This is a genomic window from Lysobacter sp. Soil_N_51 (assembly GCF_057655755.1).
Genome location: NZ_JBDGLR010000011.1, coordinates 81,911 through 101,758 on the forward strand (window position 1 = coordinate 81,911; position 19,848 = coordinate 101,758).

Consider the following 19,848-nt stretch of genomic DNA (forward strand, 5'->3'; position numbering starts at 1 on the left):
GGGGTTGACGGAGGGGCGTCGTGCGACGCCCATCCGCGGTTCATCGCCGTGTCGCCGCGCCGGTGGCGCGACTACGCGGCGTCTGGCTTACAGCTCCGGTTCCAACTCGCCTTGCGCGTTCGAGCTGACGCCCGAGTCGCAGCTGTGGCGCGACACGCAGCTGGCGCCGATGGTGGAGTTTTCTTCGGGCAGCAATTGCAGAGAAAGGACGTGCGACATAGCGTGTCTCCTCAAAGTTCAGGTTCGATATCGCCTTGTGCGTTCGAGCCGACGCCCGAATCGCAACCATGGCGGGATTCGCAACTTGCGCCGATGGCCGGATTTTCCTCGGGCAGCGGCTGCAAGGGCGGGATGTGCGACAGGGCTGGAACTTCTTACAGTTCGTGTTCCAGATCGCTGTTGGCATTGGAGCTGACGCCCGAATCGCAGCTGTGCTGGGACACGCAGCTGGCGCCGATGGCGGAGTTTTCTTCCGGGAGCAGTTGCAGAGAAAGGACGTGCGACATGGTGGTCTCTCCTTGGAATGGCGATGGATCGGAATACAACTTGGTTGGGTGTCGCCGGCGCGCGCGACGCCGGCCCGGTGAACGTCTCAAGTGCTGTGCGAAGCGTCAATGCGCGTTCGGCGGCGTTGCCGCTAACCATCGCTTAGCGCGCTGTTCACGCCATCGGCGGGGCTTGCATGCGGTTCGTTCATGCTTCGCGAGGTGATGCCGTTTACACAGGCATTGCGAAGAACGGCTTATCCAGTCAACACCGCTGAGCAAGCACGGTTACTGCGACGAATATCACACAAGTATTTTGAGGAATCGCGACTTATGGTGCGCGAAACGACACATCGTGTCGCCGATGATGGAAGCTGTACACAGCGCTGCGAGCGATGCGCATTCATCATCGCTCGAGCAAGTGCGGGTAGTGGGGCCCGGCTTGTGGCGTTGGCAATGAGGAGTCTTGGAGAAGTCATGGAGACTGCGGACAGGATCAGATTGGTAAGGCGTCGCACGGGGATGTCGCAAAGCAAGTTGGCAACGGCGGTCAGCGTGGCGCGCAGCGCGGTCGCGCAATGGGAACGACGCGGCGGCCCGCGGCCGACCAACGAACACATGGCCCAGATCGCGATCTGCTGCAACGTGTCCTACGAGTGGCTGGTGACCGGGCGCGGCACCATCGGGGTCGACGCCGAAGAGGATGCGGCGCTGGCGGTGGACATCGAGTTGCACCTTTACGCGCAGGACGAACTGGAAAAACGCCTGCTCAGCGCGTTCCGCGAGATCCGCTATCCCGGTAACCAGGGGCTGGTGGAATTGATCGAAACCTTGATGCAGAAGAACGCGCGGGCGCGGCAAGCGTCCAAGCTGATGAGCCTGTTCGGCAATTGAGGCCGCTCGTGCGCGGCCGCCGCGAGTGGCGGCCGCGCTGACGCGGCGCGCGCTCTGGCAGGGGTGCTACAGGCCGCGCACCGCGATCGCCGGCGATACCTTTGACGCGCGCAGGGCCGGCGCGAGCACCGCCAGTTGGCCGAGCGCCACCAGCACCGCCGCGCACAGCGGCAGATAGTAGGCGGGCAGTCTGGGCATGCCATACAGCTCGCTCAGGCCGATGCCGATGGCGTAGGCGGCGAACATGCCCACGGCCACGCCGATCGCGCTGAGCAGCAGATTCTCCAATTGGACGTGCTGGAGGATCTGCAGGCGGGTGGCGCCGATCGCGCGGCGTATCCCGATCTGGCGCGAGCGTTGCCGGACCCAGAAGCTGGCGATGCCGACGATGCCCAGCAGGGCGATGGTCAGCAGCGCGCCGCAGATCGCCACCAGCATCCAGGTCATGGCGATGTCCTTGCGGAAGTAGGTCGCGCGTATCTGCTCAAAGCTGTCCTGGTTGAACATCACCCGGTTGCGGTCGATGCGGGTGAGCGCGGCGGCCGCGGCCGCAAGCACCTCCGCGCGCCGCGCCGGATCCACCCGCAGCACGTAGCTGCCGCTGAACTTGTCATAGTTGCCCTGGATCGGCAGGATCACCGCGTCGTCGTGGGTGGACGCATCGCCCAGTGCGTAGCCGCGCTTGAGATGCTCGACCACGCCGATCACCTGGGTGGGCTCGTCGTCCTGCACGTACACGCTCTTGCCCACCGCGTCCTGCCCGGGGAATAACCGGTCGGCCAGACCGCGGGTGACGATCGCGAACGGCGCGTGCGGCGGTTCGGCCGCATCGGATGGCCAATCGATCCGGTGTTCTTCAGTGAACGCGCGTCCCTGGGTGAGGGTGAGGCCCAGGGTGTCGAGCAGTTGCGCGCTGCCCAGATAAATCGTCGCCTGCGCGCTGGGATCTTGCTGATCCTGGGTAAGCCTGACCGGGTTGCTGTTGTCGATCTGGCTCAGGGGCAGGGTGTTGATCGCCGACGCCGAGCGCACGCCGGCGATCGCGCGCAGTTCGGCCAAATCGGCGCTGGCGCGAGCGTCGGGATCGGTGGCCGGGGCGATGTCCATTGGCGTGAGGCGCAGCAGTTCGCGTTCGGCCAGGCCGCTGGGCATGGACACGCGCTGGATCTGCTGGCGCAGGTAGAAGGCGGTGTTGCACAGGATCGCGCAGCTGATCGCCACGTCGATGACGATGATCATCGCGGCGATCTTGTGCCGGCGCAGCGACGAGGCGATCTGGCGGAGCAGCATGGGCGGGTCCTGGCGGCGACGCGGGTGATCGGGCGCGGTGGTGGTTGGGTGATGCGGCGAAACAATCCGACGAAACAATCCGGGGCGACGATCAGGCGCTGGATCGGCGCAGACGGCTCGCCCGCCAGGTCGGCAGCAGGCCGGCGACCAGGCTCGATACGATCGCGAACCCCAGCGCGCCGGCCAGGGTGACGCCATCGATCTGCGCCAGTTGGGTGTAGTCGCCGGGCAACTGGCGAATCACCCACAGGCCGAACACCGCGATGCCCAGCCCGGGCAGCGCACCGGCCAGACCGATGCAGAAGCACTCGACCAGATGCTGCTGGAAGATGCTCAGCTGCGATGCGCCGAGCGCGCGGCGGATGCCGATTTCCGCGCCGCGATGCAGGAACTTGGCCAACAGCAGGCCGACCGCGTTGACCAGGCACAGCGCGAGCAGGCCGGCGGCCAGCCAGACCTGGATGCGCACGTCGCGCGGAATGACCTTGTTGTATTCCAGCCACTGCATGACGTTGCGCAGGCGGACGTTGGTCGGCCGCAGGAAACGTCCGGCCTCGCGCTGTTGATCGGAATAATTCTGCAGATAGCGGTGATATGCCTCGGCCTTTTCCGGCGTGTCCAACTGCACCCAGTACTGGATCCAGGCGCAGTTGGCGTTGGCCGCATACGGATCGTGCGCGCCGCCCCAGCAGTTGGTGATGCCGGTGCGCGGCAACTGGTATTGCATGAACGCGGCGAAGGGTACGAACACGTGATCCTGATGGGCGAAGTCGCGCACGCCCATGTCGTAGAACTGCGGCGTGACCCGCCAGCGATCGAGCACGCCGAGCACCCGGAACGTATGGCCGTTGAGCACGATCCGGCGGCCGACGCCGTTGTCGCGGCCGAACAGGCGCTCGTTGAGTTCGCGCGAGATCACCGCCACCGGCGCGGCGGCTTCGTCGTCGGCCGCGTTCCAGAACGTGCCGCGCAGGAACGGCGTTTCGAACATCGGGAAGAAATCCGCCGTGGTGTAGCGCGCCTCGGCCATGAACGGCGCGCGATCCTTGCGTTCGGATTCCACCGCCACCAGTCCGCTGGCCATCATCGCCTGACGGTCGGCGCGCTTTTGCCGCAACAGGGTTTCCGCGTCGAGACGGGTAAGTTGTTTTTGCGGATTCTTGCCGGGCACGTACTTGGCCATGTCCTCCGAATCGAGCTGCGGATGGAACAGGCGCTGGCTCTTTCCGGGCATGGGATCGCGCGACAGGATGTGGAACACGGTCATGGTGGTGGTGCAGGCGCCCACGCCGATCGCCAGCGCCAGAACGATCAGCGCGGTGTTGATCTTGTCGCGGCGAAAACCGCGCAGCGCCAGGCGGAAGTAGTAGCCGAGCATGCCCATGGTCAGGCCCACGATCAGGCCGGCTCCAGGGCCGGACGCAGGATGCGGTCGATATCGATCAGATCGGTCGCCAGCCCGTCGATGATGCGCACGTTGCGCTGCGCGCGCCGCGACAGCTCCGGATCGTGGGTGACCAGAATCAAGGTGGTGCCCTCGGCGTTGATCTGTTCGAGCAGAGCCATCACCCCGATCGCCATTTCCGAATCCAGGTTGCCGGTGGGTTCGTCGGCCAGCAGCAGGCGCGGCCGGCCGGCGATGGCGCGGGCGATCGCCACGCGTTGTTGCTGCCCGCCGGACAACTCGCCGGGGTAGTGCCGGCTGCGCGAACCCAGGCCGACCTGTTCGAGCGCCTGGTCGACGCGTTGGCGTCGCTCCTTGGCCGGCAGGCCGCGGTAGATCAGCGGCAGCTCGACGTTGTCGGCGACGTTGACATCGCTGATCAGATTGAAGCCCTGAAAGATGAAGCCGATCTTGTGATTGCGAAGGCGGCTGCGCGCGCTGTCGGACAGGCCGCTGACGTCTTCGCCGTCGAGCAGATAGTGGCCGTCGCTGAAATCCTCGAGCAGGCCGGCGATGCTGAGGAAGGTGGTCTTGCCCGAGCCCGACGGCCCGGTCACCGCGACGAATTCGCCCGGCCGCACATGCAGGTCCAGCGAGCGCAGCGCATGGGTCTGCACGCACTCGGTGCGATACACCTTGGTGATCTTTCGCATATCCAGCATGGCGACGTCCTTGAATGAAAATCCGCGGATGCGCTGCGACCGCGGCGCGATGTCGCCGCGATCCGGAGCCTGATCCGATCCCTTGAGCGCAGGGGTGCTCGCACAGTTTCAAAGCCGCATGGGGGCGTCAATGCGGGCGCGCGGCGGGGCGTGCTGATTCTTGCTTAGCGCCGCCGCGAACGCGGCCGGCGCGATGCGGACCGCGTCTTCGCGGCGATGCGCAGGCATCGGTGCTGTATGAACTTTGCGAAACAGCGCTTGCCCCGTCAGTACCGCTTAGCGGTGTTCGGAATATTGACCGCTGCCCGCTTTTTGCCGCGGGTCGATGATGCCGTCGACGAGGCTGTGACGCGCATCGAAAACATGTTTTCCGAGGCGATTTTTCGGCGTGAAAAGCCTTGCAGTCTCGGCCTGTGCGACACCCGGATGGGATCATGTTTTCCCGGTAGCGACAGGACGTCGCAACGGGTCCGGAACCCGGCACAGATCGCCGATCGAGAGCTCGCCAGGGCACAGCCCCATCGACAGCTCGCTCGCATCGCGCAAGCGATGCGGCGCAAGGACGCGCGGTCCGGAACATCCCCCATCGTTACAACCCAGAAGGAGTTGGCATGCCGTACAAGAGTATCCAGGGGCCCCTCGTGCTGAGTCTGGCGCTGATCGCGTCCGGCGTCGGTGCGTCCGGTGCCCCGAACGTGAGCCAGACTCGCAGTCCGGCTTCGCAGCCGCTGCGATCTTCGATCCAGCAAGTTTCGCCGCACGACGAGGCGCGCTTGCGCTTCGAACAGGCGGTCGCGCCCGATCGCGAGCGCCAGACGTTGGCGCGGTCGATCCAGAACGATATCCAGGGCCTGCGCCGTTACGAGCCGCTCGCCGCGGCCGATCTGGTCACCCACAGCCTCGACGGCGCCGCGTCGACCGTCGCCTTGCGCGGCTCGATCGGCAACGGCGCGGCCATGCACTACAGCCTGGCGCAGCCGCCGCGGCACGGTGAAGTGCGGATTCGCGACGGTCGCGCGACTTACATCCCCGATCCGGGTTTCGAGGGCGTCGACACCTACACCTATCGCGTGCAGTCCGGTCAGGACAGCGCCGAAGCGGTGGTGGCGGTGACCGCGATCCGCGACCGCGTACTGCCGGCGACCGCGGCCGCCGTTTTGTAACGCGCATGACGCGGCCCCGCGCCGCAGGTTTCACCGTCGCCGCAGGGATCGCGGCGACGCTACCGGTACCCCTCGGAAAGGGGTAGGGGACGGCCGCGCACAGGCGCGCGCCGATACGCAGTACCCGGATCGGACCGCGCGCATGGCGCGGCCGGTCCGCCGGCCATCTCGTCGTGGTGATGGCCTGGCCGATCGGACCGGCGCGACGTGCGCCGTCCGCGACGGGATTGCGCGATCCCCGGTGTCGACCGGTTCGCGGCGTTCGCCGGCGTATCGCCAGGCGGACGCCGCGGCCGGCACGGGCCGCGATGCAATGCCGTGAATCGTTTGGACGCCTTTCATCTCCGTCAGTGATGAAAGCCGAAGCGGGCAGGGAGGCCCGCGCTGTTGGCGGCTCCGGCCGTTGTCCTGCCGCAACTGGGCCTGCGGCGGGGCGGCCGGAGCCGGCGATGGTGTGTCGTGTTCGTTGCCGTGGTTCGCGCGTTGGTGGGCGATCGCGGTGGGGCGGCCGAGTCGGCCCGGTCCCGTACAGGTCGAACCGATCGCCGCGCCGCCAGTCGTCGGCCCGCTCGGGTCCAATGGATTGACCATCCGCCACGCATTCGTGCAAAAACCTCTCATGGGGCTTGCATCGCAGGCCGCGCGCGACGACGATGCGTCCTCGGCTTGGGGAGGCCCCGCGATGGAACTGTTGACGCTCGATCACTTCAGCTCGCACGTAAACGAGACTTACTCGGCCGTGCTCAACGACGGCGAAGTACCGTTCGTGCTGGTCGAGGCGCGCGCGCTGAGCACGCGGCCGCAGCAGGCCGTGCGCGCGCCGTTCTCGCTGCTGTTCCGCAATGCCTCAGCGTTTCTGTTTCCGCAGCAGACCTATGTCATGCGCCACGCCTCGATCGGCGAGGTCGGCATCTTCCTGGTTCCGGTCGCGCGCGAGCGCGAGGGTTTTCTGTACCAGGCTATCTTCAACTGATCGATCCGCGTTGCCCCGTGCGAACGATGCACCTTTGCTTGTCATTCTCGCGAAGGCGGGCTCTGTTTTACTTCGGCGGAGCGGAATATCCACAGACGTCAGAGTCATGCCTGGGTGAAGCCCTGGATTCCCGCCTTCGCGGGAATGACGAGCAAAACCCGTGCGGTCGCCACGTGCGCATGCATGCTCACCGAAACGCGGATCACGGCTGACGATGCGGCGCTCGGGCCAGCTCGGACCCGATCTGATCAAGCCCCATTCAATGAAGCCTGATTCAACCAAGCCCGATCCGATCAAGCCCAGTTCAATCAAGTCGGCTCGAATCAAGCCAGCTCAATCAAGCTGACTCGAATCAACCAAACTCCGGCCACCAGCGCATCAGCGCATGCGTAGGCATCGCCTCGACCACGCCGAAGCCCAACCGGCGATACAAGCGCAGCGCATCCTGGTTGCCATGCTCGACATGCAGGCGCATGCCGCAGCGGGCCGCTTGTGCTTGCTGCTGCGCCCATTCGATCAGGGCGGTGCCGATGCCTTGTCCGCGCGCGCCATCGCCCAGGCTGATGTCGACGAGCAGATGGTCGGGCGGGTTGGTCTGCAGATAGAAGCGTCCTACCGGCTGGCCTTCGCGTTCGATGATGAGGAAATCGACGCCCTGGTAATGGCGCGTGTAGTGAATGTGCTGCAACGCGAACTGCTGATCGAGAAACGCATGCAGCGCCGGCTCGGGCCAGCCCATCGGCGCGAACTCGACCCCGCGCAACTGTCGGTACAGCAGGCGCAGCCAGGCGATGTCCTGACTGTGGGCCGCGCGCAGGCCGATCCCGCGTCGCCATAGCGACGCGGGAAGGTCGAACGTGCCGCTGCGTTGCTCGGGGAACGACAGCGGCGAGGTGGTCGGATTGACGTGCAAGATTTATGGGAACGAGGGGAAGACGCCCTGCAACGCGATGCAGAAGTTCATTGCGAGATAGGGCTGGCGGTTTTCGTGCGGCTGGTTGTTGCCGGTGGGCAGGACCAGGGTGGGCGAGAACTGGGCGTTGGCGGCGGTGCCGGGCGCGAACGCGTTCGCGTTCGGTGAGCCCAGTGCGTTGCCGGCGCTGGGGAAGTCGGCTTTCTTGGTGGCGACCTGCTGGTTGGAGATGGTCACGCCGTGGGTGTGGCTCGGCATTTCCTGGGTGGTCAGGGTGACCGAGTTGGAGCCGAAAGTCTCGCCCACGGAACGACGGGTCAGGCCGGGCGGGGGCGAGGCGGTGGGTTGAGTGGCGTTGTCGGCCGCGCGGTTGGCGAAGTTCGGCAACTGGAACGTGGTCTGGCCGTTGCCGCCGTACTGAGTGCCCAGCAGGGCGAACAATGCGGTGTTCTGCTGGATCGGCAGGGTCGTGCCGTTGCAGAACGCCCAGCCGCGCGGGTCGAAGTTGAAGCCGAAAATCTGGATTTGGCCGATGAAAGGTTCGGTCATGACGGTGTCCTCTTGAATCTGCCGTGCGCTCGCGCGACGCGGCGCAGGGCGTGGGCGAATGGGATCAGCTCTGCGAGGGGAATACGCCGGCCCAGGCAATGCAGAACTGCGCCGTCAATGTCGGCATGAGGTTGGCGTGCGGCTGATTGCCACCGCTGGGCGTCAACGAGGCCGGATTCATCGCGATCGCGCTGGAGCCGCTGATATCGGTGACGTACATGGCGTCGCCGTTGAGCGCGCCCAGTTCCACGCCGACGCCGACCTGGGTCGCGGTGGCGAGGTTGGTGGTCGCCAGCAGGGTGTGGCCGTGGGCCGGCATCTGCTGCTGGGTCAGGGTGACGCTCTCGGTGCCGGACAGCTGGCCAAGCACGTAGGTGCTCAAGCCCGGGCCGCGGCCCTGATGAATCGGTATCCGGCTGCGCAGATCGGGCAGGGCGAAGGTACTGACGCCGTCGCCGCCGTAGGTGGTGCCGATCAACGTGTAAAGGACTTCGTACTCGGCGATGGATTGCAACGAGCCATCGCAGGAAAACCAGCCATTGGGAACGCGGCCGAAGCCGAACAGTCGGATCTCGCCGACATAGGGCGTACTCATGGTAATTACTCCGGAACCTTGAATTCTGAAAGGTATGGCCGCCTCGCGCGACCTTCTGTGGTCCGCCCGGCGCTCAGTTGCGCGACGGGAAGATGCCTTGCAAGGCGATGCAGAAGTTGATCGTGCAATAAGGCTGCAGGTTCGGATGCGGCGCGGTGCTGCCGGCCTGACCGATGGTCGCCGGCGACAGAGGTATCTGCGCCTGCCCGGTGTTCGCATAGATCGCGGTCGAGGTGGTTCCGTAGAAATTATTGGTCGGGTTGCGGCCGTTGGTGGCGGTGGTGACGCCGCACAGGTTGTGGTTATGGGCCGGCAGCTGCGGCGTCAGCAGGGTGACGTTCTCGACCCCGCCGGTTTCGCCGTACTGGTATGGCGACGGGGCCCAGCCTCCGTCGACCGACTGGCCGGCCCCCACCGGCGTGCGGCTTTGCAGGTTGGGCAGCGCGAACGTGGTCCGGCCATCGCCGCCGTACATGGTGCCCAGCAACGAAAACAGCGCTTGGTTCTGCGCGATTGGCATGAGTTGGCCGTTGCACGGAGCAAAGCCCTTGGGCGTGAAACCGAACCCAAAGGTCATGATCTGTCCCAGGAATACTTCTGTCATCTCTTCCCCCAGAGGATGTTTCCGGGCGCCGTGCGCGCTTCCGGATGAATTACCGTGCCTCCGCCGCACGCCCCGTCCGCGCACGGCGGAAACGGGCCGGTCCGACCGGGCCAGGCATGGCGCGTGAGCGCCATGATCTTGCTTAACGCAGATCGGCGGCAAAGGCGGCCGGTTTTCCTGCCGAACTGCGTATCAGGTCATGGAAAGGGGCATGCCAGGGGCACGCGGCATGCAGACCAGGGCCAGATCGATCATTGGGTACACGGTGGCGGGGCCGGGCACGACGCCCGGGGCCGCACCGTCAGGGGACGACCAACATGCAACAGCAGTCAGCGCGCCATGCGGACGGTTCTTTCGTCTCGCGTCTGCACACCGTACTTCGCTCCGGCGTGTTCGCGCTATGCGGACTGGTGGCCCTGTGGGCCGGGCCGGCCGCGGCGGCGCCCTCGGCGTTCTGCCCTGTGCTCACCATGTCGGTCGCCAATGGCGGCAATCAGACGATCGATGTGAGCACCTGCGACGGACCGGCGGACTTCGGTCTGGCCGTGGCGACGTACCCGACCCCGCACGGCAGCGCTTCGGTGCAGACGGTGGCCCAGAGCGTGCAGACGCTCACCTACACCCATAACGGCGATAGCGCGCTCAGCGACACGTTCATCGTGCCCGACGGCAACGGCGGCGACATCACGGTCAACGTGACGATCGCGCCGGGCATCAGCCCGCTCACGGTCAGTCCGGCGACGATCAACCCCGTCCTGGGCGTCGCCTACAGCCAGACCATGACCACCACCGGCGGTGTCGGGCCCTATACCTATGTGCAGACCAGCGGCACCCGGCCGACCGGTCTGAACTTCAGCAACGGCACCTTCAGCGGCACGGTGCAGCAGCGCGGCAACTTCCCGATCGCGATCACCGTGACCGATTCGACCGCGCCGACTCCGATCAGCGTGGTGAAGTCGTACCAGATCACCATCCCGAACACCCAGCCGGTGATCGGGCCGGACCCGTTGCCGGCGATGACCCGCAATTATCCGTATTCGGTCACGCTGACCAGTACCGGCGGCTTTGCGCCGTACACCTACAGCGTGATCGCGGGCGCCTTGCCGCCTGGACTGAGCCTCACCGCAGGGACGATCAGCGGTACTCCGACCACGGTCGGCAATTACAGCTTCACGATCCGATCCGACGACAACAGTCTGCCCGGGCCCGGCGCGACTCCGATCGCCTTCGGCGTCAAGGTCTATAACGTCACCGTCGCGCTCGAACCCACCATCGTCGTCAACCCGGCCACCATCCCCGGCGCCACCGTCGCCGTTGCCTACAGCCAGACCTTCACCGGCAGCGGCGGCACCGCGCCGTACACCTTCGCCGTCAGCGCCGGCGCGTTGCCGGCCGGACTGAGCCTCAACACCACCACCGGTGCCCTGACCGGTATCCCGACCGCGGCCGGCACCTTCAACTTCACCGTGCGCGCCACCGACGCCAACAGCTTCGCCGGCACCCGCGCCTACACCCTCGTGGTGGCGCCGCCGACCACGTTGATCGCGCCGACCACTTTGCCCAACGGCACGGTCGCGGCCGCCTACAGCCAGGCCATCACCGCCAGCGGCGGCATCGCGCCGTACACCTATGCGATCACCGCGGGCGCCTTGCCGGCCGGTCTGACCCTGAGCGGCACCGGCGCCCTGAGCGGCACGCCGACCGCCGGCGGCACCTTCAACTTCACCGTCACCGCGACCGGCAGCAGCACCGGCACCGGCGCGCCGCACACCGGTTCGCGCGCCTATGCGCTGGTGATCGCGCCGCCGACCGTGCTGCTGCCGGCGACCAGCTTCGCCCCGGCCACCGTCGCAGTCGCGTACAGCGCAAACCTCAACTCCGCCAGCGGCGGCACCGCGCCGTACACCTATGCGATTACCGCGGGCGCCTTGCCGCCCGGCATGAGCCTGAGCAGCACGGGCACGTTGTCGGGCACGCCGACCGCGCCGGGCACGTTCAACTTCGCCGTCACCGCGACCGATACCAGCACCGGCAGCGGGCCGTACAGTTCGGCGCCGCGCGGCTATACCTTGCAGGTCGTCAATATCCCGCCGGTCGCCAATCCGGTCTCGGCGACCGTCGCCTACAACAGCAGCGCCAACCCGATCACGCTGAACATCACCGGCGGCGTTCCGACCTCGGTGGCGATCGCCACGGCGGCCGCGAATGGCACCGCGATCGCCAGCGGCACCACGATCACCTACACCCCGACCGCCGGTTACGCCGGTCCCGACAGCTTCACCTACACCGCGACCAACACCGCCGGCACCTCGGCGCCGGCCACGGTCACGATCACGGTCGGCGACCCGACCATCACGGTGTCTGCGTCCGGCCCGCTGACCGCGCAGATCGGCGCCGCCTACACCCAGACCTTCACTTGGACCGGTGGCACCTCGCCGTTCAGCGGCTTCGCGGTCACCGGCTTGCCGGCCGGCCTTTCGATCACCGGTAATACCGCCAACAGCGTGACCGTCAGTGGCACGCCGAGCGCGGCCGGCAGCTTCGCCCTCAACGCCAGCGCCACCGATAGCAGCACCGGCAACGGGCCGTTCACCATCGGCCAGGTCTTCAACCTGTCGGTGAGCGCGCCGATTCTGACCCTGACGCCCGCAGCCGGCACGCTCAACGCCACCTACGGCGCCGCGTACAGCCAGACCTATGTCGCCGGCGGCGGCACCGCGCCGTACAACTACACCGTGTCGGCGGGCGCATTGCCGGCCGGCCTGAGCCTGGATGCGAACACCGGCGTGCTGTCGGGCACTGCGACCGTGACCGGCCTGTTCACCTTCTCGGTGCGGGCACGCGACAGTTCCACCGGCAGCGGCGCTCCGTTCGCGCGCACCCAGAACTACAACATGCAGGTGGCCGCGCCGACCATCGTGATCGCGCCGCCGACCCTGCCGGGCGCGCAGGTCGCGACCGCCTACAGCCAGGCCTTGAGCGCCAGCGGCGGCATCGGCGTCTACACCTACGCGGTCACCGCCGGCGCCTTGCCGCCCGGCGTGACCCTGAGCGCCGCCGGCACCATCGCCGGCACGCCGAGCGCGGGCGGCACCTTCAACTTCACCGTGACCGCGACCGACGCCAATGCGCAAAGTGGCTCGAGTGCTTATTCGCTGACCGTCGGCGCGCCGACCGTCGTGGTCGCACCGGCGACCCTGCCGGATGGCGGCGTGGCCCAGCCCTACAGCCAGACCGTGACCGCCTCGGGCGGCACCGCGGGCTACAGCTTCGCGATCACCGCCGGCGCCTTGCCGGCCGGCCTCAGCCTGGCCAGCAACGGCACCCTCAGTGGCACGCCGAGCGCGGGCGGCACCTTCAACTTCACCGTCACCGCGACCGACAGCAGCAGCGGCAGCGGCCCGTACACCGGTTCGCGCGCCTACAGCCTGACCATCGCGGCCTCGACGGTAATCCTGCCGCCGACCACCCTGGCCGCGGCGACGGTGACCAATCCGTACAGCGCCACCATCAACCCCGCCAACGGCGGCACCGCGCCGTACACCTACGCGATCAGCGCCGGCAGCTTGCCGCCGGGCCTCAGCGTCAGCAGCGCCGGGGTGATCTCGGGTACGCCGACCGCGCCGGGCAACTACAGCTTCAGCCTGCGCGCGACCGACAGCAGCACCGGCACCGGTCCGTACACCTCGGCGCCGCAGACCTATTCGTTGCAGGTCAACGACATCGTCCCGGTCGCCAATCCGGTCTCGGCCACGGTCGCCTTCAACAGCGCCGCCAATCCGATCACCTTGAACATCACCGGCGGCATTCCGGCCTCGGTGGCGGTGGCGACGGCAGCGGCGCACGGCACCGCGACCGCCAGCGGCACCACGATCAGCTACACCCCGACGCCCGGTTACGCCGGTCCCGACAGCTTCACCTACACCGCGACCAACGTGGCCGGCACCTCGGCCCCGGCGACGGTCACGATCACGGTCGGCGACCCGACCATCACCGTGACCGCTTCGGGTCCGTTGACTGCGCAGGTCGGCAGCCCGTATTCGCAGACCTTCACCTGGGCCGGCGGCACCTCGCCGTACACCGGTTTCGCCGTCACCGGTCTGCCGGCGGGCCTGAGCGTCACCGGCACCACCGCCGACAGTGTCACCGTCAGCGGCACGCCGAGCGCGGCCGGCAGCTTCGCCCTCAACGCCAGCGCCGCTGACAGCAGCACCGGCAACGGGCCATTCACCACGTCGCAGGCCTTCACCCTGACCGTGGGCGCGCCGACCCTGGCGATGACCCCGGCCGCGGGCAACCTGCCGATGAACTACGGCGTCGCCAGCACCATCAACTTCGCCGCCAGCGGCGGCTCGGCGCCGTACAGCTTCAGCCTGGCCAGCGGCAGCCTGCCGATCGGTGTGTCGTTCAGTTCGGCCGGCGTGCTCAGCGGTACGCCGACCGTGCCGGGTAACTACAACATCGCGGTGCGGGTGCTCGATTCCAGCACCGGCGCCGGCGCGCCGTTCGCCCTGCAGCAGAGCTACACCATCGTGGTCGGCACGCCGGTCATCACGATCGATCCGCCGACCCTGCCCAACGGCACCGCCGCGGTCGCCTACAACGCCAGCCTCAGCAGCACCGGCGGCGTCGCGCCGTACAGCTACTCGCTGCTCAGCGGCGCGTTGCCGATCGGCATGAGCTTCAGCTCGGCCGGCGTGTTCTCCGGCGTGCCGCGCTCGGACGGCAACTTCAGCCTCACGGTGCAGTCCACCGACGACAACGGCCAGACCGCGTCGAAGGTCTACACCTTCACCATCGACCCGGCGATCGTTACGATCGCTCCGGCGACCCTGCCGGGCGGCACCGTCGGCGTGACCTACAACCAGAGCCTGAGCAGTAGCGGCGGCATCGCCCCGTACACCTACGCGATCGTCTCGGGCAACCTGCCGATCGGCCTGAGCTTCAGCTCGGCCGGCGTGCTCAGCGGCACTCCGACCACCGCCGGCAGCTACACCGCCAACATCCGCTCGACCGACGACGCCGGCTACAACACCAGCGTGCCGTACACCATCGTCATCGCCGACGCGGTCCCGGTCGCGGTCGACGACAGCGCGAGCACCTTGTCGAACGCGCCGGTGACGATCGATGTCACCGCCAACGACACCGGCATCATCACCTCGATCGCGCTCGCCACCGCGCCGGCGCACGGCACCGCCACGCTCAGCGGCACCGACGTGATCTACACGCCGGCCGCGAACTACTTCGGCAGCGACAGCTTCACCTACACCGCCAGCGGCCCCGGCGGCACCTCGGCGCCGGCCACGGTCACCATCACGGTCAACGCCTTGCCGGTTCCGCAGGGCCAGCCGCAGACCGCGACCACGCTGTCGACCCAGCCGGTCACCCTCGACGCCGCCACCGGCGCCACCGGCTCGCCGTTCACCGGCGTGACCTTGCTCAATCCGCCGAGCTCGGGCACCGCGGTGGTGCAGGGCACCCAGATCGTCTACACGCCCGCGGCCACCACCGTCGGCGCGATCGCCCTGACATACACCTTGAACAACGCCTTCGGCCCGTCCGCGCCGATCACCTCGACCATCACCGTCAACGCGGTGCCGGTCGCGCAGTCGCGGCGGGTGCGCACGGTCGCCGGCGCGACCATCACCGTCGACCTGGTCGCCGGCGCCACCGGCGGTCCGTTCACCGGCGCGAACCTGGTCTCGCTGACCCCGGCGTCGTCGGGCAGCGCGGCGGTCAGCGGCTCGGGCGGCAGCTATCAGCTGACCTACACCCCGGTGATCGGCTATTCCGGCATCGCGGTAGCGAGCTTCACCCTCAACAACGCCTTCGCCACCTCGGCGGTGGCGACGATCGAGGTCGAAGTCATGCCGCGCAGCGATCCGTCCAAGGACGCCGAAGTGCTCGGCGTGCTGTCGGCGCAGACCTCGGCCACGCGTCGCTTCGCCACCACCCAGATCGGCAACTTCCAGCAGCGCCTGGAAGGCCTGCACGGCGGCGGCGAAGAGGGCGCGCGCTTCGACAACGGCCTGAGCTTCTCGATCGACCCGCGTTGCCGCGACGATGCGCCGCGCACCCCGGGCAACGACTGCCGTCAGCCGATGCTCGGCGACGAACGCGCCGCGATCGAGTCCAAGCCGCCGGTGCAGGGCACGGGCTCGCGTTACGGCCTGTGGACCGGCGGTACCTTGAACAGCGGTAACCGCGACGGCCGCAGCGGCGGTGCGAGCGGGATCGACTTCGAGACCACCGGCATCAGCGCCGGCGCCGACTACCGCCTGCGCGACGACTTCGCCCTGGGTGGCGGCATCGGCTACGGCCGCGACGACACCGAAGTCGGCCAGCGCGGCAGCCGCAGCAAGGCCGATGGCTACAGCGCGGTGCTGTACGCCAGCTACCACCCGGGCAAGAGCTTCTACCTCGATGGTCTGCTGGGCTATCAATGGCTGTCGTTCGACTCGCGCCGCTTCGTCACCGACACCGGCGGCATGGTCACCGGTTCGCGCGACGGCAATCAGTGGTTCGCCTCGATCTCGGCCGGCGCCGACTACCAGCGCGACCGCCTGCGGGTCTCCCCGTACGCCCGCCTGGACGTCGCCCGCGCGCGCCTGGACGGCTACACCGAACGCGGCGACGCGCAGTACGTGCTGAACTATCGCGACCAGGACATCGACACCACCACCACCAGCCTGGGCCTGCGCATGGACTACAGCTACCCGGTCCGCTGGGGCACGTTCGCGCCGCAACTGCGCCTGGAATACCAGCACGACTTCCAGGACGACAGTTTCGCCACGATGAGCTATGCCGACATGGTCGGCGGCCCGTTCTACCGTGCCCGCATCGACGGCCTGGACCGCAACCGCTTCGTGTTCGGCCTGGGCGCGATCCTGCAGACCGAGCGCGACTGGGTGTTGCGCTTCGAATACCGCGGCCTGTTCGGCAGCGGCAACGACGACGACAACAGCTTCATGATCAATCTCGAGAAGAAGTACTGATCGATGGACTGGGCGCGGCCTTGGGGCCGCGCCCGTGAGTCGGGAATCGGGAATCGGGAGTCGGGAGTCGGGAATCGGGAATCGGGAATCGGGAATCGGGAATCGGGAATCGGGAATCGGGAATCGGGAATCGGGAATCGGGAATCGGCTTTGCCGAGTCAGCTCTTGCTCGTCATCCCCGCGAAGGCGGGGATCCAGGGCTTCATCGCGACATATCCGCAACCGCTCGACTCGCGACAACAACAACGACGCATCCCATTCTTCGCCGCTACTTTTTCGGATCGTCATTCCCGCGAACGCGGGAATCCAGCGACTTTCCGCGATGCCGCCAGCTGGCCGCGTTGCATCCGCAACCGCCGGGTCGTCGAAACGGCACCGACACATCCATCGCCCATCCGCGACTCTCCCAATACCGTCATCCCCGCGAAGGCGGGGATCCAGAGACTTCAGAGTCATGTCGCGATGAAGCCCTGGATCCCCGCCTTCGCGGGGATGACGACTTGAAGTTTCGTCGCTACCAACAGCAAGCGACATCAGCGGCATCAGCGACATCAAACCAACGGCACCAAACTAACCGCTCCAACCAACGGCATCGGCGGCGTCATCGGTACGGACGGAACTGACGGACGCCGCAATCACGGCAAGCAGCCCAAACCCCCAAAACCGCAAAAATGCCAAGATGCCCGCACCGCCCCAAGCGTGCATCCCGCAATGTCCGATCCCGCCAGCGAACCCCAAGGCCGCCTGCCCGAGACAGCGCTGACGTCGTTGCCGCTGTCCCTGCCGACGGAACAGCGCGCCGCGCTCGAAGCCGCCTACGCCACCCCGTCGCGCGCGTACCACAACATCGGCCACGTCGCCGAAGTGCTGCGTCACTACGCTGATGTTGCCGCCGGTCCGGGCTGGCGCCAGCCGTGCGAAGTCGCGCTGGCGGTGCTGTACCACGACGCGATCTACGCGGCCGGCCGGCGCGACAACGAGGCCCGCTCGGCGCTACTGGCGCGCGACCACATCGCGCGTTGGCTGGCGGGCGAGGGCATCGACGCCGACCGCGTCGCCGAACTGATCGAGCTGACCGCGCGCCACGGCGCGATCGCGCGCGATGATGTCGACGAAGAAACCCGTTTGTTCCTCGACGGCGACATGGCCATCCTCGGCGCCGAACCGTCCGCGTTCGACGCCTACGACCGCGGCATCGCCGCCGAATACCGCGGTCACGTGCCCGGCCCTTTGTTCCGGCTCAATCGCCGCCGCTTCCTGAAAGCGCTGCTCAAGCGCGAACGGATCTTTCTCAGCGACTATTACCACCAACGCTTCGACGCGGCCGCGCGCAACAACCTGCGCCGTTCGATCACCACCAAGCGCTGAGCCGCGCTTACAGACGCCAGACGACCAGCGCCTGCACGGCCGATTCGTCGGTGTTCGCATCGCCCAGTTTGTTGCGCCAATACTGATACTCCACGCCGACGAACAATTGATTCGGCCGACCCAACAGCTGTTCGCCGAGGTCGTAGCGAATCTGCGGCTGGGCCAGCACATGCGCCGGTACGCGCTGGCCGAATTCGTTACGGCGCGAGGCCACGTACTCAATGTGACCTTCGATGCTGAAGCCGGCTTTGCCGAGCTTGAACGGGCGCGCGCCGTTGAGGTCGAGCATCCAACTGTCGCCTTCCTTCGGCGCGCCGCCGTGGCGCACGCCGCGGCTGTCGTCGATATAGGCGGTCATGTCCAGGTTGAGGAAGGCGAAGCCCGGCGCATCCAGCGACAGGCGCACGCCCGGCAGATACTTGAGCACCTTGGCGTCTTCGGCGGCGTTGACGCCGACCAGCAGGCCGATGTCCTTGATCGGGCCCCAACCGGTTTTCGCGCCACGGATCTTGCCGAGGCTGAAATGGCCGTAGTACTCGCCGTAGGCGTCGAGCTCGCCATGGCCGCGGCTGACGTCGATGAAGCCGAAGTTATCGCCGTATTTCCAGCCGTCGGCGTGCTGCAAGGTCAACACGCTGGTCTGCGCGCTGGCGTTGGCGGAATAGGGCAGGTCGAGGCGGCCGCGCTGCCACTGCAGTTCCGTGGTCGCCCAGTCCAGGGCCTGCGCGGTGGGAGCGATCAGGCCCAGGGCGGCCATCGACAACAGACGAAAGTGGGCCAGTTGCGACACGGCAGGCATCCGCGGTGCTGAAGGAATGGTCAGCTTCGGATTCGATTTTTCGTTTGTAAATGGCTGATTGGTATCAAAAATATTGTGCGTGGACGGAACGCGCATGGCGGTGTTGCGATCGGTGCCGGAGCGTCGTCCGCATGCACCGGGTTGGTGAAAAAATCATCGTGCGATCAAGGCCGTGTGCAGCGGCTCGCGCGGCTGGGTGGCTTGATCGATTTTTTCTGATGCACGCTGGCGAATTTCGATCCAGGACCGACGCGGGCGGTCTGGCGCCGGCGCAATCGCGCGAAATTTGCATCTCCGAGCGCCCGCGATTTGCCGATCGACACGTTGCGCGCGGGTGTCGAAATTCCGCGCCGATCATCTTCTGCATCAAAGTTGCCGTAATCGCCAGGCTCGCTTGGAGCCTGGCGAGTCCGATGCGATCGGATCGGGTTTGTACGCGCCGGCCGTTACCTTTGCCGGCGTTGTCGCGACACGAAATATCGGTTCGCGAATTCGTGAAACGGTGGCTCGTTCGTAGCGGTATCGGGTCGGTTTGCTCCGTTCACCGAGGCCTCCAACTGAGCGTATTTACTTGCGGGCTACCCGCCCGACCGCACGAATCACCGGCCGAACCACAACCATCAGCTCGACAACCGCCCCAGCGAACTGTCCAGCACCCGCTGCAGCTTGCGCGCCGCGCCGCTGATCGCCGCGCGCATGGTGTCGGCGTCCTCGGTCGCGGCCACCGGCGGGCGGCCTTCCAGCCGCGCTTCGATGGTGCAGTGCTTGTCGCCGCCGCCGGCCTTGGCGCCGTTGACGTCGCGCAGATGCACTTCGACCCGGGTGACCTGATCGCGGAAACGCGCCAGGGAATGATCGACCACGCCCGCGACGTGCTGGCTGAGCGACGCGTCGCCGCGCAGATGGTGATCGGTGTTGAGCTGTACCTTCATGCAAACGCCTCCTTATGGCGTGAGATCAGGACGATGCCCGCAAGCTCGGGCGTCGGCCCTCGCTGCGGCACCTTGCGCGGCTCGCGTATTCGCTTGGCGGCCATGCAGAAATTGGGACAGGCGGGCCGTCGAAAGGTTCGCGGCACGGTTCAGGTCCGGCCCAGCCGGGTCGTGTCAGGCTC

At 67.0% G+C, this 19,848-nt stretch carries 17 protein-coding genes; 6 read left to right on the top strand and 11 right to left on the bottom strand.

The genetic code is table 11. The features are described from left to right. Window positions 1-87: 87 nt before the first annotated feature. Window positions 88-219 (bottom strand): hypothetical protein, encoded by a 132-nt coding sequence (locus tag AC3A4T_RS21000; RefSeq protein ID WP_487677182.1) that lies wholly within the window; start codon window positions 217-219, stop codon window positions 88-90. Window positions 220-374: 155 nt separating this feature from the next. Continuing rightward, window positions 375-506, bottom strand: coding sequence for a hypothetical protein (locus tag AC3A4T_RS21005; RefSeq protein ID WP_487677183.1), 132 nt, complete (start codon window positions 504-506; stop codon window positions 375-377). 456 nt (window positions 507-962) lie between these two features. Between AC3A4T_RS21005 and AC3A4T_RS21010 the strand changes: the two genes are divergently transcribed. Further along, a complete protein-coding gene (locus AC3A4T_RS21010; protein WP_487677184.1) occupies window positions 963-1,379 on the top strand; it encodes a helix-turn-helix domain-containing protein in 417 nt (138 codons plus the stop codon). 66 nt (window positions 1,380-1,445) lie between these two features. On the opposite strand, the gene AC3A4T_RS21015 is transcribed toward AC3A4T_RS21010, so the two are convergent. The 3 genes from AC3A4T_RS21015 to AC3A4T_RS21025 all read right to left on the bottom strand — a co-directional run bounded on the left by AC3A4T_RS21015 (window position 1,446) and on the right by AC3A4T_RS21025 (window position 4,775). Further along, window positions 1,446-2,669 carry an ABC transporter permease gene (locus AC3A4T_RS21015; RefSeq protein WP_487677185.1) on the bottom strand — a complete coding sequence of 408 codons (1,224 nt, stop codon included), beginning with the start codon at window positions 2,667-2,669 and terminating at the stop codon, window positions 1,446-1,448. A 91-nt stretch (window positions 2,670-2,760) separates the two neighbouring features. Then, entirely contained in the window at window positions 2,761-4,047 is a 1,287-nt protein-coding gene (locus AC3A4T_RS21020) for an ABC transporter permease (protein ID WP_487677266.1), read from the bottom strand. Window positions 4,048-4,067: 20 nt separating this feature from the next. Next, window positions 4,068-4,775: an ABC transporter ATP-binding protein gene (locus AC3A4T_RS21025; protein WP_487677186.1), complete on the bottom strand. Its 708-nt coding sequence runs from the start codon at window positions 4,773-4,775 to the stop codon at window positions 4,068-4,070. Between the two features lie 611 nt (window positions 4,776-5,386). Between AC3A4T_RS21025 and AC3A4T_RS21030 the strand changes: the two genes are divergently transcribed. After that, entirely contained in the window at window positions 5,387-5,938 is a 552-nt protein-coding gene (locus AC3A4T_RS21030) for an Ig-like domain-containing protein (RefSeq protein WP_487677187.1), read from the top strand. 682 nt (window positions 5,939-6,620) lie between these two features. Continuing rightward, window positions 6,621-6,911 carry a DUF6916 family protein gene (locus AC3A4T_RS21035; RefSeq protein ID WP_056112844.1) on the top strand — a complete coding sequence of 97 codons (291 nt, stop codon included), beginning with the start codon at window positions 6,621-6,623 and terminating at the stop codon, window positions 6,909-6,911. A 352-nt stretch (window positions 6,912-7,263) separates the two neighbouring features. Here the strand turns inward: AC3A4T_RS21035 and AC3A4T_RS21040 are convergent, their stop codons facing one another. The 4 genes from AC3A4T_RS21040 to AC3A4T_RS21055 form a co-directional block, all read right to left on the bottom strand. Next, window positions 7,264-7,824, bottom strand: coding sequence for a GNAT family N-acetyltransferase (locus tag AC3A4T_RS21040; protein WP_487677188.1), 561 nt, complete (start codon window positions 7,822-7,824; stop codon window positions 7,264-7,266). Window positions 7,825-7,827: 3 nt separating this feature from the next. Continuing rightward, on the bottom strand, window positions 7,828-8,373 hold the full coding sequence (locus AC3A4T_RS21045; protein ID WP_487677189.1) for a phage tail protein: 546 nt from the start codon (window positions 8,371-8,373) through the stop codon (window positions 7,828-7,830). A 64-nt stretch (window positions 8,374-8,437) separates the two neighbouring features. Further along, the gene (locus tag AC3A4T_RS21050) at window positions 8,438-8,968 is read right to left on the bottom strand and encodes a phage tail protein (protein ID WP_487677190.1); all 531 of its coding nucleotides are present in this window, start codon (window positions 8,966-8,968) and stop codon (window positions 8,438-8,440) included. Between the two features lie 73 nt (window positions 8,969-9,041). Beyond that, window positions 9,042-9,572, bottom strand: coding sequence for a phage tail protein (locus AC3A4T_RS21055; protein ID WP_487677191.1), 531 nt, complete (start codon window positions 9,570-9,572; stop codon window positions 9,042-9,044). A gap of 317 nt (window positions 9,573-9,889) precedes the next feature. Here AC3A4T_RS21055 and AC3A4T_RS21060 point away from each other — a divergent pair, with 317 nt between their 5' ends. From AC3A4T_RS21060 to AC3A4T_RS21070, 3 genes are all read left to right on the top strand, one after another. Continuing rightward, a complete protein-coding gene (locus AC3A4T_RS21060; protein WP_487677192.1) occupies window positions 9,890-16,567 on the top strand; it encodes a putative Ig domain-containing protein in 6,678 nt (2,225 codons plus the stop codon). A gap of 165 nt (window positions 16,568-16,732) precedes the next feature. After that, on the top strand, window positions 16,733-17,071 hold the full coding sequence (locus AC3A4T_RS21065; protein WP_487677193.1) for a hypothetical protein: 339 nt from the start codon (window positions 16,733-16,735) through the stop codon (window positions 17,069-17,071). Between the two features lie 207 nt (window positions 17,072-17,278). Next, window positions 17,279-17,935: an HD domain-containing protein gene (locus AC3A4T_RS21070; protein ID WP_487677194.1), complete on the top strand. Its 657-nt coding sequence runs from the start codon at window positions 17,279-17,281 to the stop codon at window positions 17,933-17,935. A gap of 7 nt (window positions 17,936-17,942) precedes the next feature. Here AC3A4T_RS21070 and AC3A4T_RS21075 read toward each other — a convergent pair whose 3' ends face one another. Together AC3A4T_RS21075 and AC3A4T_RS21080 are read right to left on the bottom strand one after the other, a co-directional pair. Further along, window positions 17,943-18,725, bottom strand: a complete 783-nt coding sequence (locus tag AC3A4T_RS21075) for a hypothetical protein (RefSeq protein WP_487677195.1) — start codon at window positions 18,723-18,725, stop codon at window positions 17,943-17,945. Window positions 18,726-19,354: 629 nt separating this feature from the next. Beyond that, window positions 19,355-19,666 (bottom strand): HPF/RaiA family ribosome-associated protein, encoded by a 312-nt coding sequence (locus AC3A4T_RS21080; RefSeq protein WP_056112411.1) that lies wholly within the window; start codon window positions 19,664-19,666, stop codon window positions 19,355-19,357. Between the last annotated feature and the right edge of the window lie 182 nt (window positions 19,667-19,848).

What these genes read in the sequence shown, in the direction of transcription:
- AC3A4T_RS21080 (WP_056112411.1), bottom strand. Translation starts at nt 19,666, where the DNA reads ATGAAGGTACAGCTCAACACCGATCACCATCTGCGCGGCGACGCGTCG.
- AC3A4T_RS21020 (WP_487677266.1), bottom strand. Translation starts at nt 4,047, where the DNA reads ATGCTCGGCTACTACTTCCGCCTGGCGCTGCGCGGTTTTCGCCGCGAC.
- AC3A4T_RS21045 (WP_487677189.1), bottom strand. Translation starts at nt 8,373, where the DNA reads ATGACCGAACCTTTCATCGGCCAAATCCAGATTTTCGGCTTCAACTTC.
- AC3A4T_RS21055 (WP_487677191.1), bottom strand. Translation starts at nt 9,572, where the DNA reads ATGACAGAAGTATTCCTGGGACAGATCATGACCTTTGGGTTCGGTTTC.
- AC3A4T_RS21050 (WP_487677190.1), bottom strand. Translation starts at nt 8,968, where the DNA reads ATGAGTACGCCCTATGTCGGCGAGATCCGACTGTTCGGCTTCGGCCGC.
- AC3A4T_RS21015 (WP_487677185.1), bottom strand. Translation starts at nt 2,669, where the DNA reads ATGCTGCTCCGCCAGATCGCCTCGTCGCTGCGCCGGCACAAGATCGCC.
- AC3A4T_RS21035 (WP_056112844.1), top strand. Translation starts at nt 6,621, where the DNA reads ATGGAACTGTTGACGCTCGATCACTTCAGCTCGCACGTAAACGAGACT.
- AC3A4T_RS21030 (WP_487677187.1), top strand. Translation starts at nt 5,387, where the DNA reads ATGCCGTACAAGAGTATCCAGGGGCCCCTCGTGCTGAGTCTGGCGCTG.
- AC3A4T_RS21060 (WP_487677192.1), top strand. Translation starts at nt 9,890, where the DNA reads ATGCAACAGCAGTCAGCGCGCCATGCGGACGGTTCTTTCGTCTCGCGT.
- AC3A4T_RS21025 (WP_487677186.1), bottom strand. Translation starts at nt 4,775, where the DNA reads ATGCTGGATATGCGAAAGATCACCAAGGTGTATCGCACCGAGTGCGTG.
- AC3A4T_RS21000 (WP_487677182.1), bottom strand. Translation starts at nt 219, where the DNA reads ATGTCGCACGTCCTTTCTCTGCAATTGCTGCCCGAAGAAAACTCCACC.
- AC3A4T_RS21005 (WP_487677183.1), bottom strand. Translation starts at nt 506, where the DNA reads ATGTCGCACGTCCTTTCTCTGCAACTGCTCCCGGAAGAAAACTCCGCC.
- AC3A4T_RS21070 (WP_487677194.1), top strand. Translation starts at nt 17,279, where the DNA reads ATGTCCGATCCCGCCAGCGAACCCCAAGGCCGCCTGCCCGAGACAGCG.
- AC3A4T_RS21010 (WP_487677184.1), top strand. Translation starts at nt 963, where the DNA reads ATGGAGACTGCGGACAGGATCAGATTGGTAAGGCGTCGCACGGGGATG.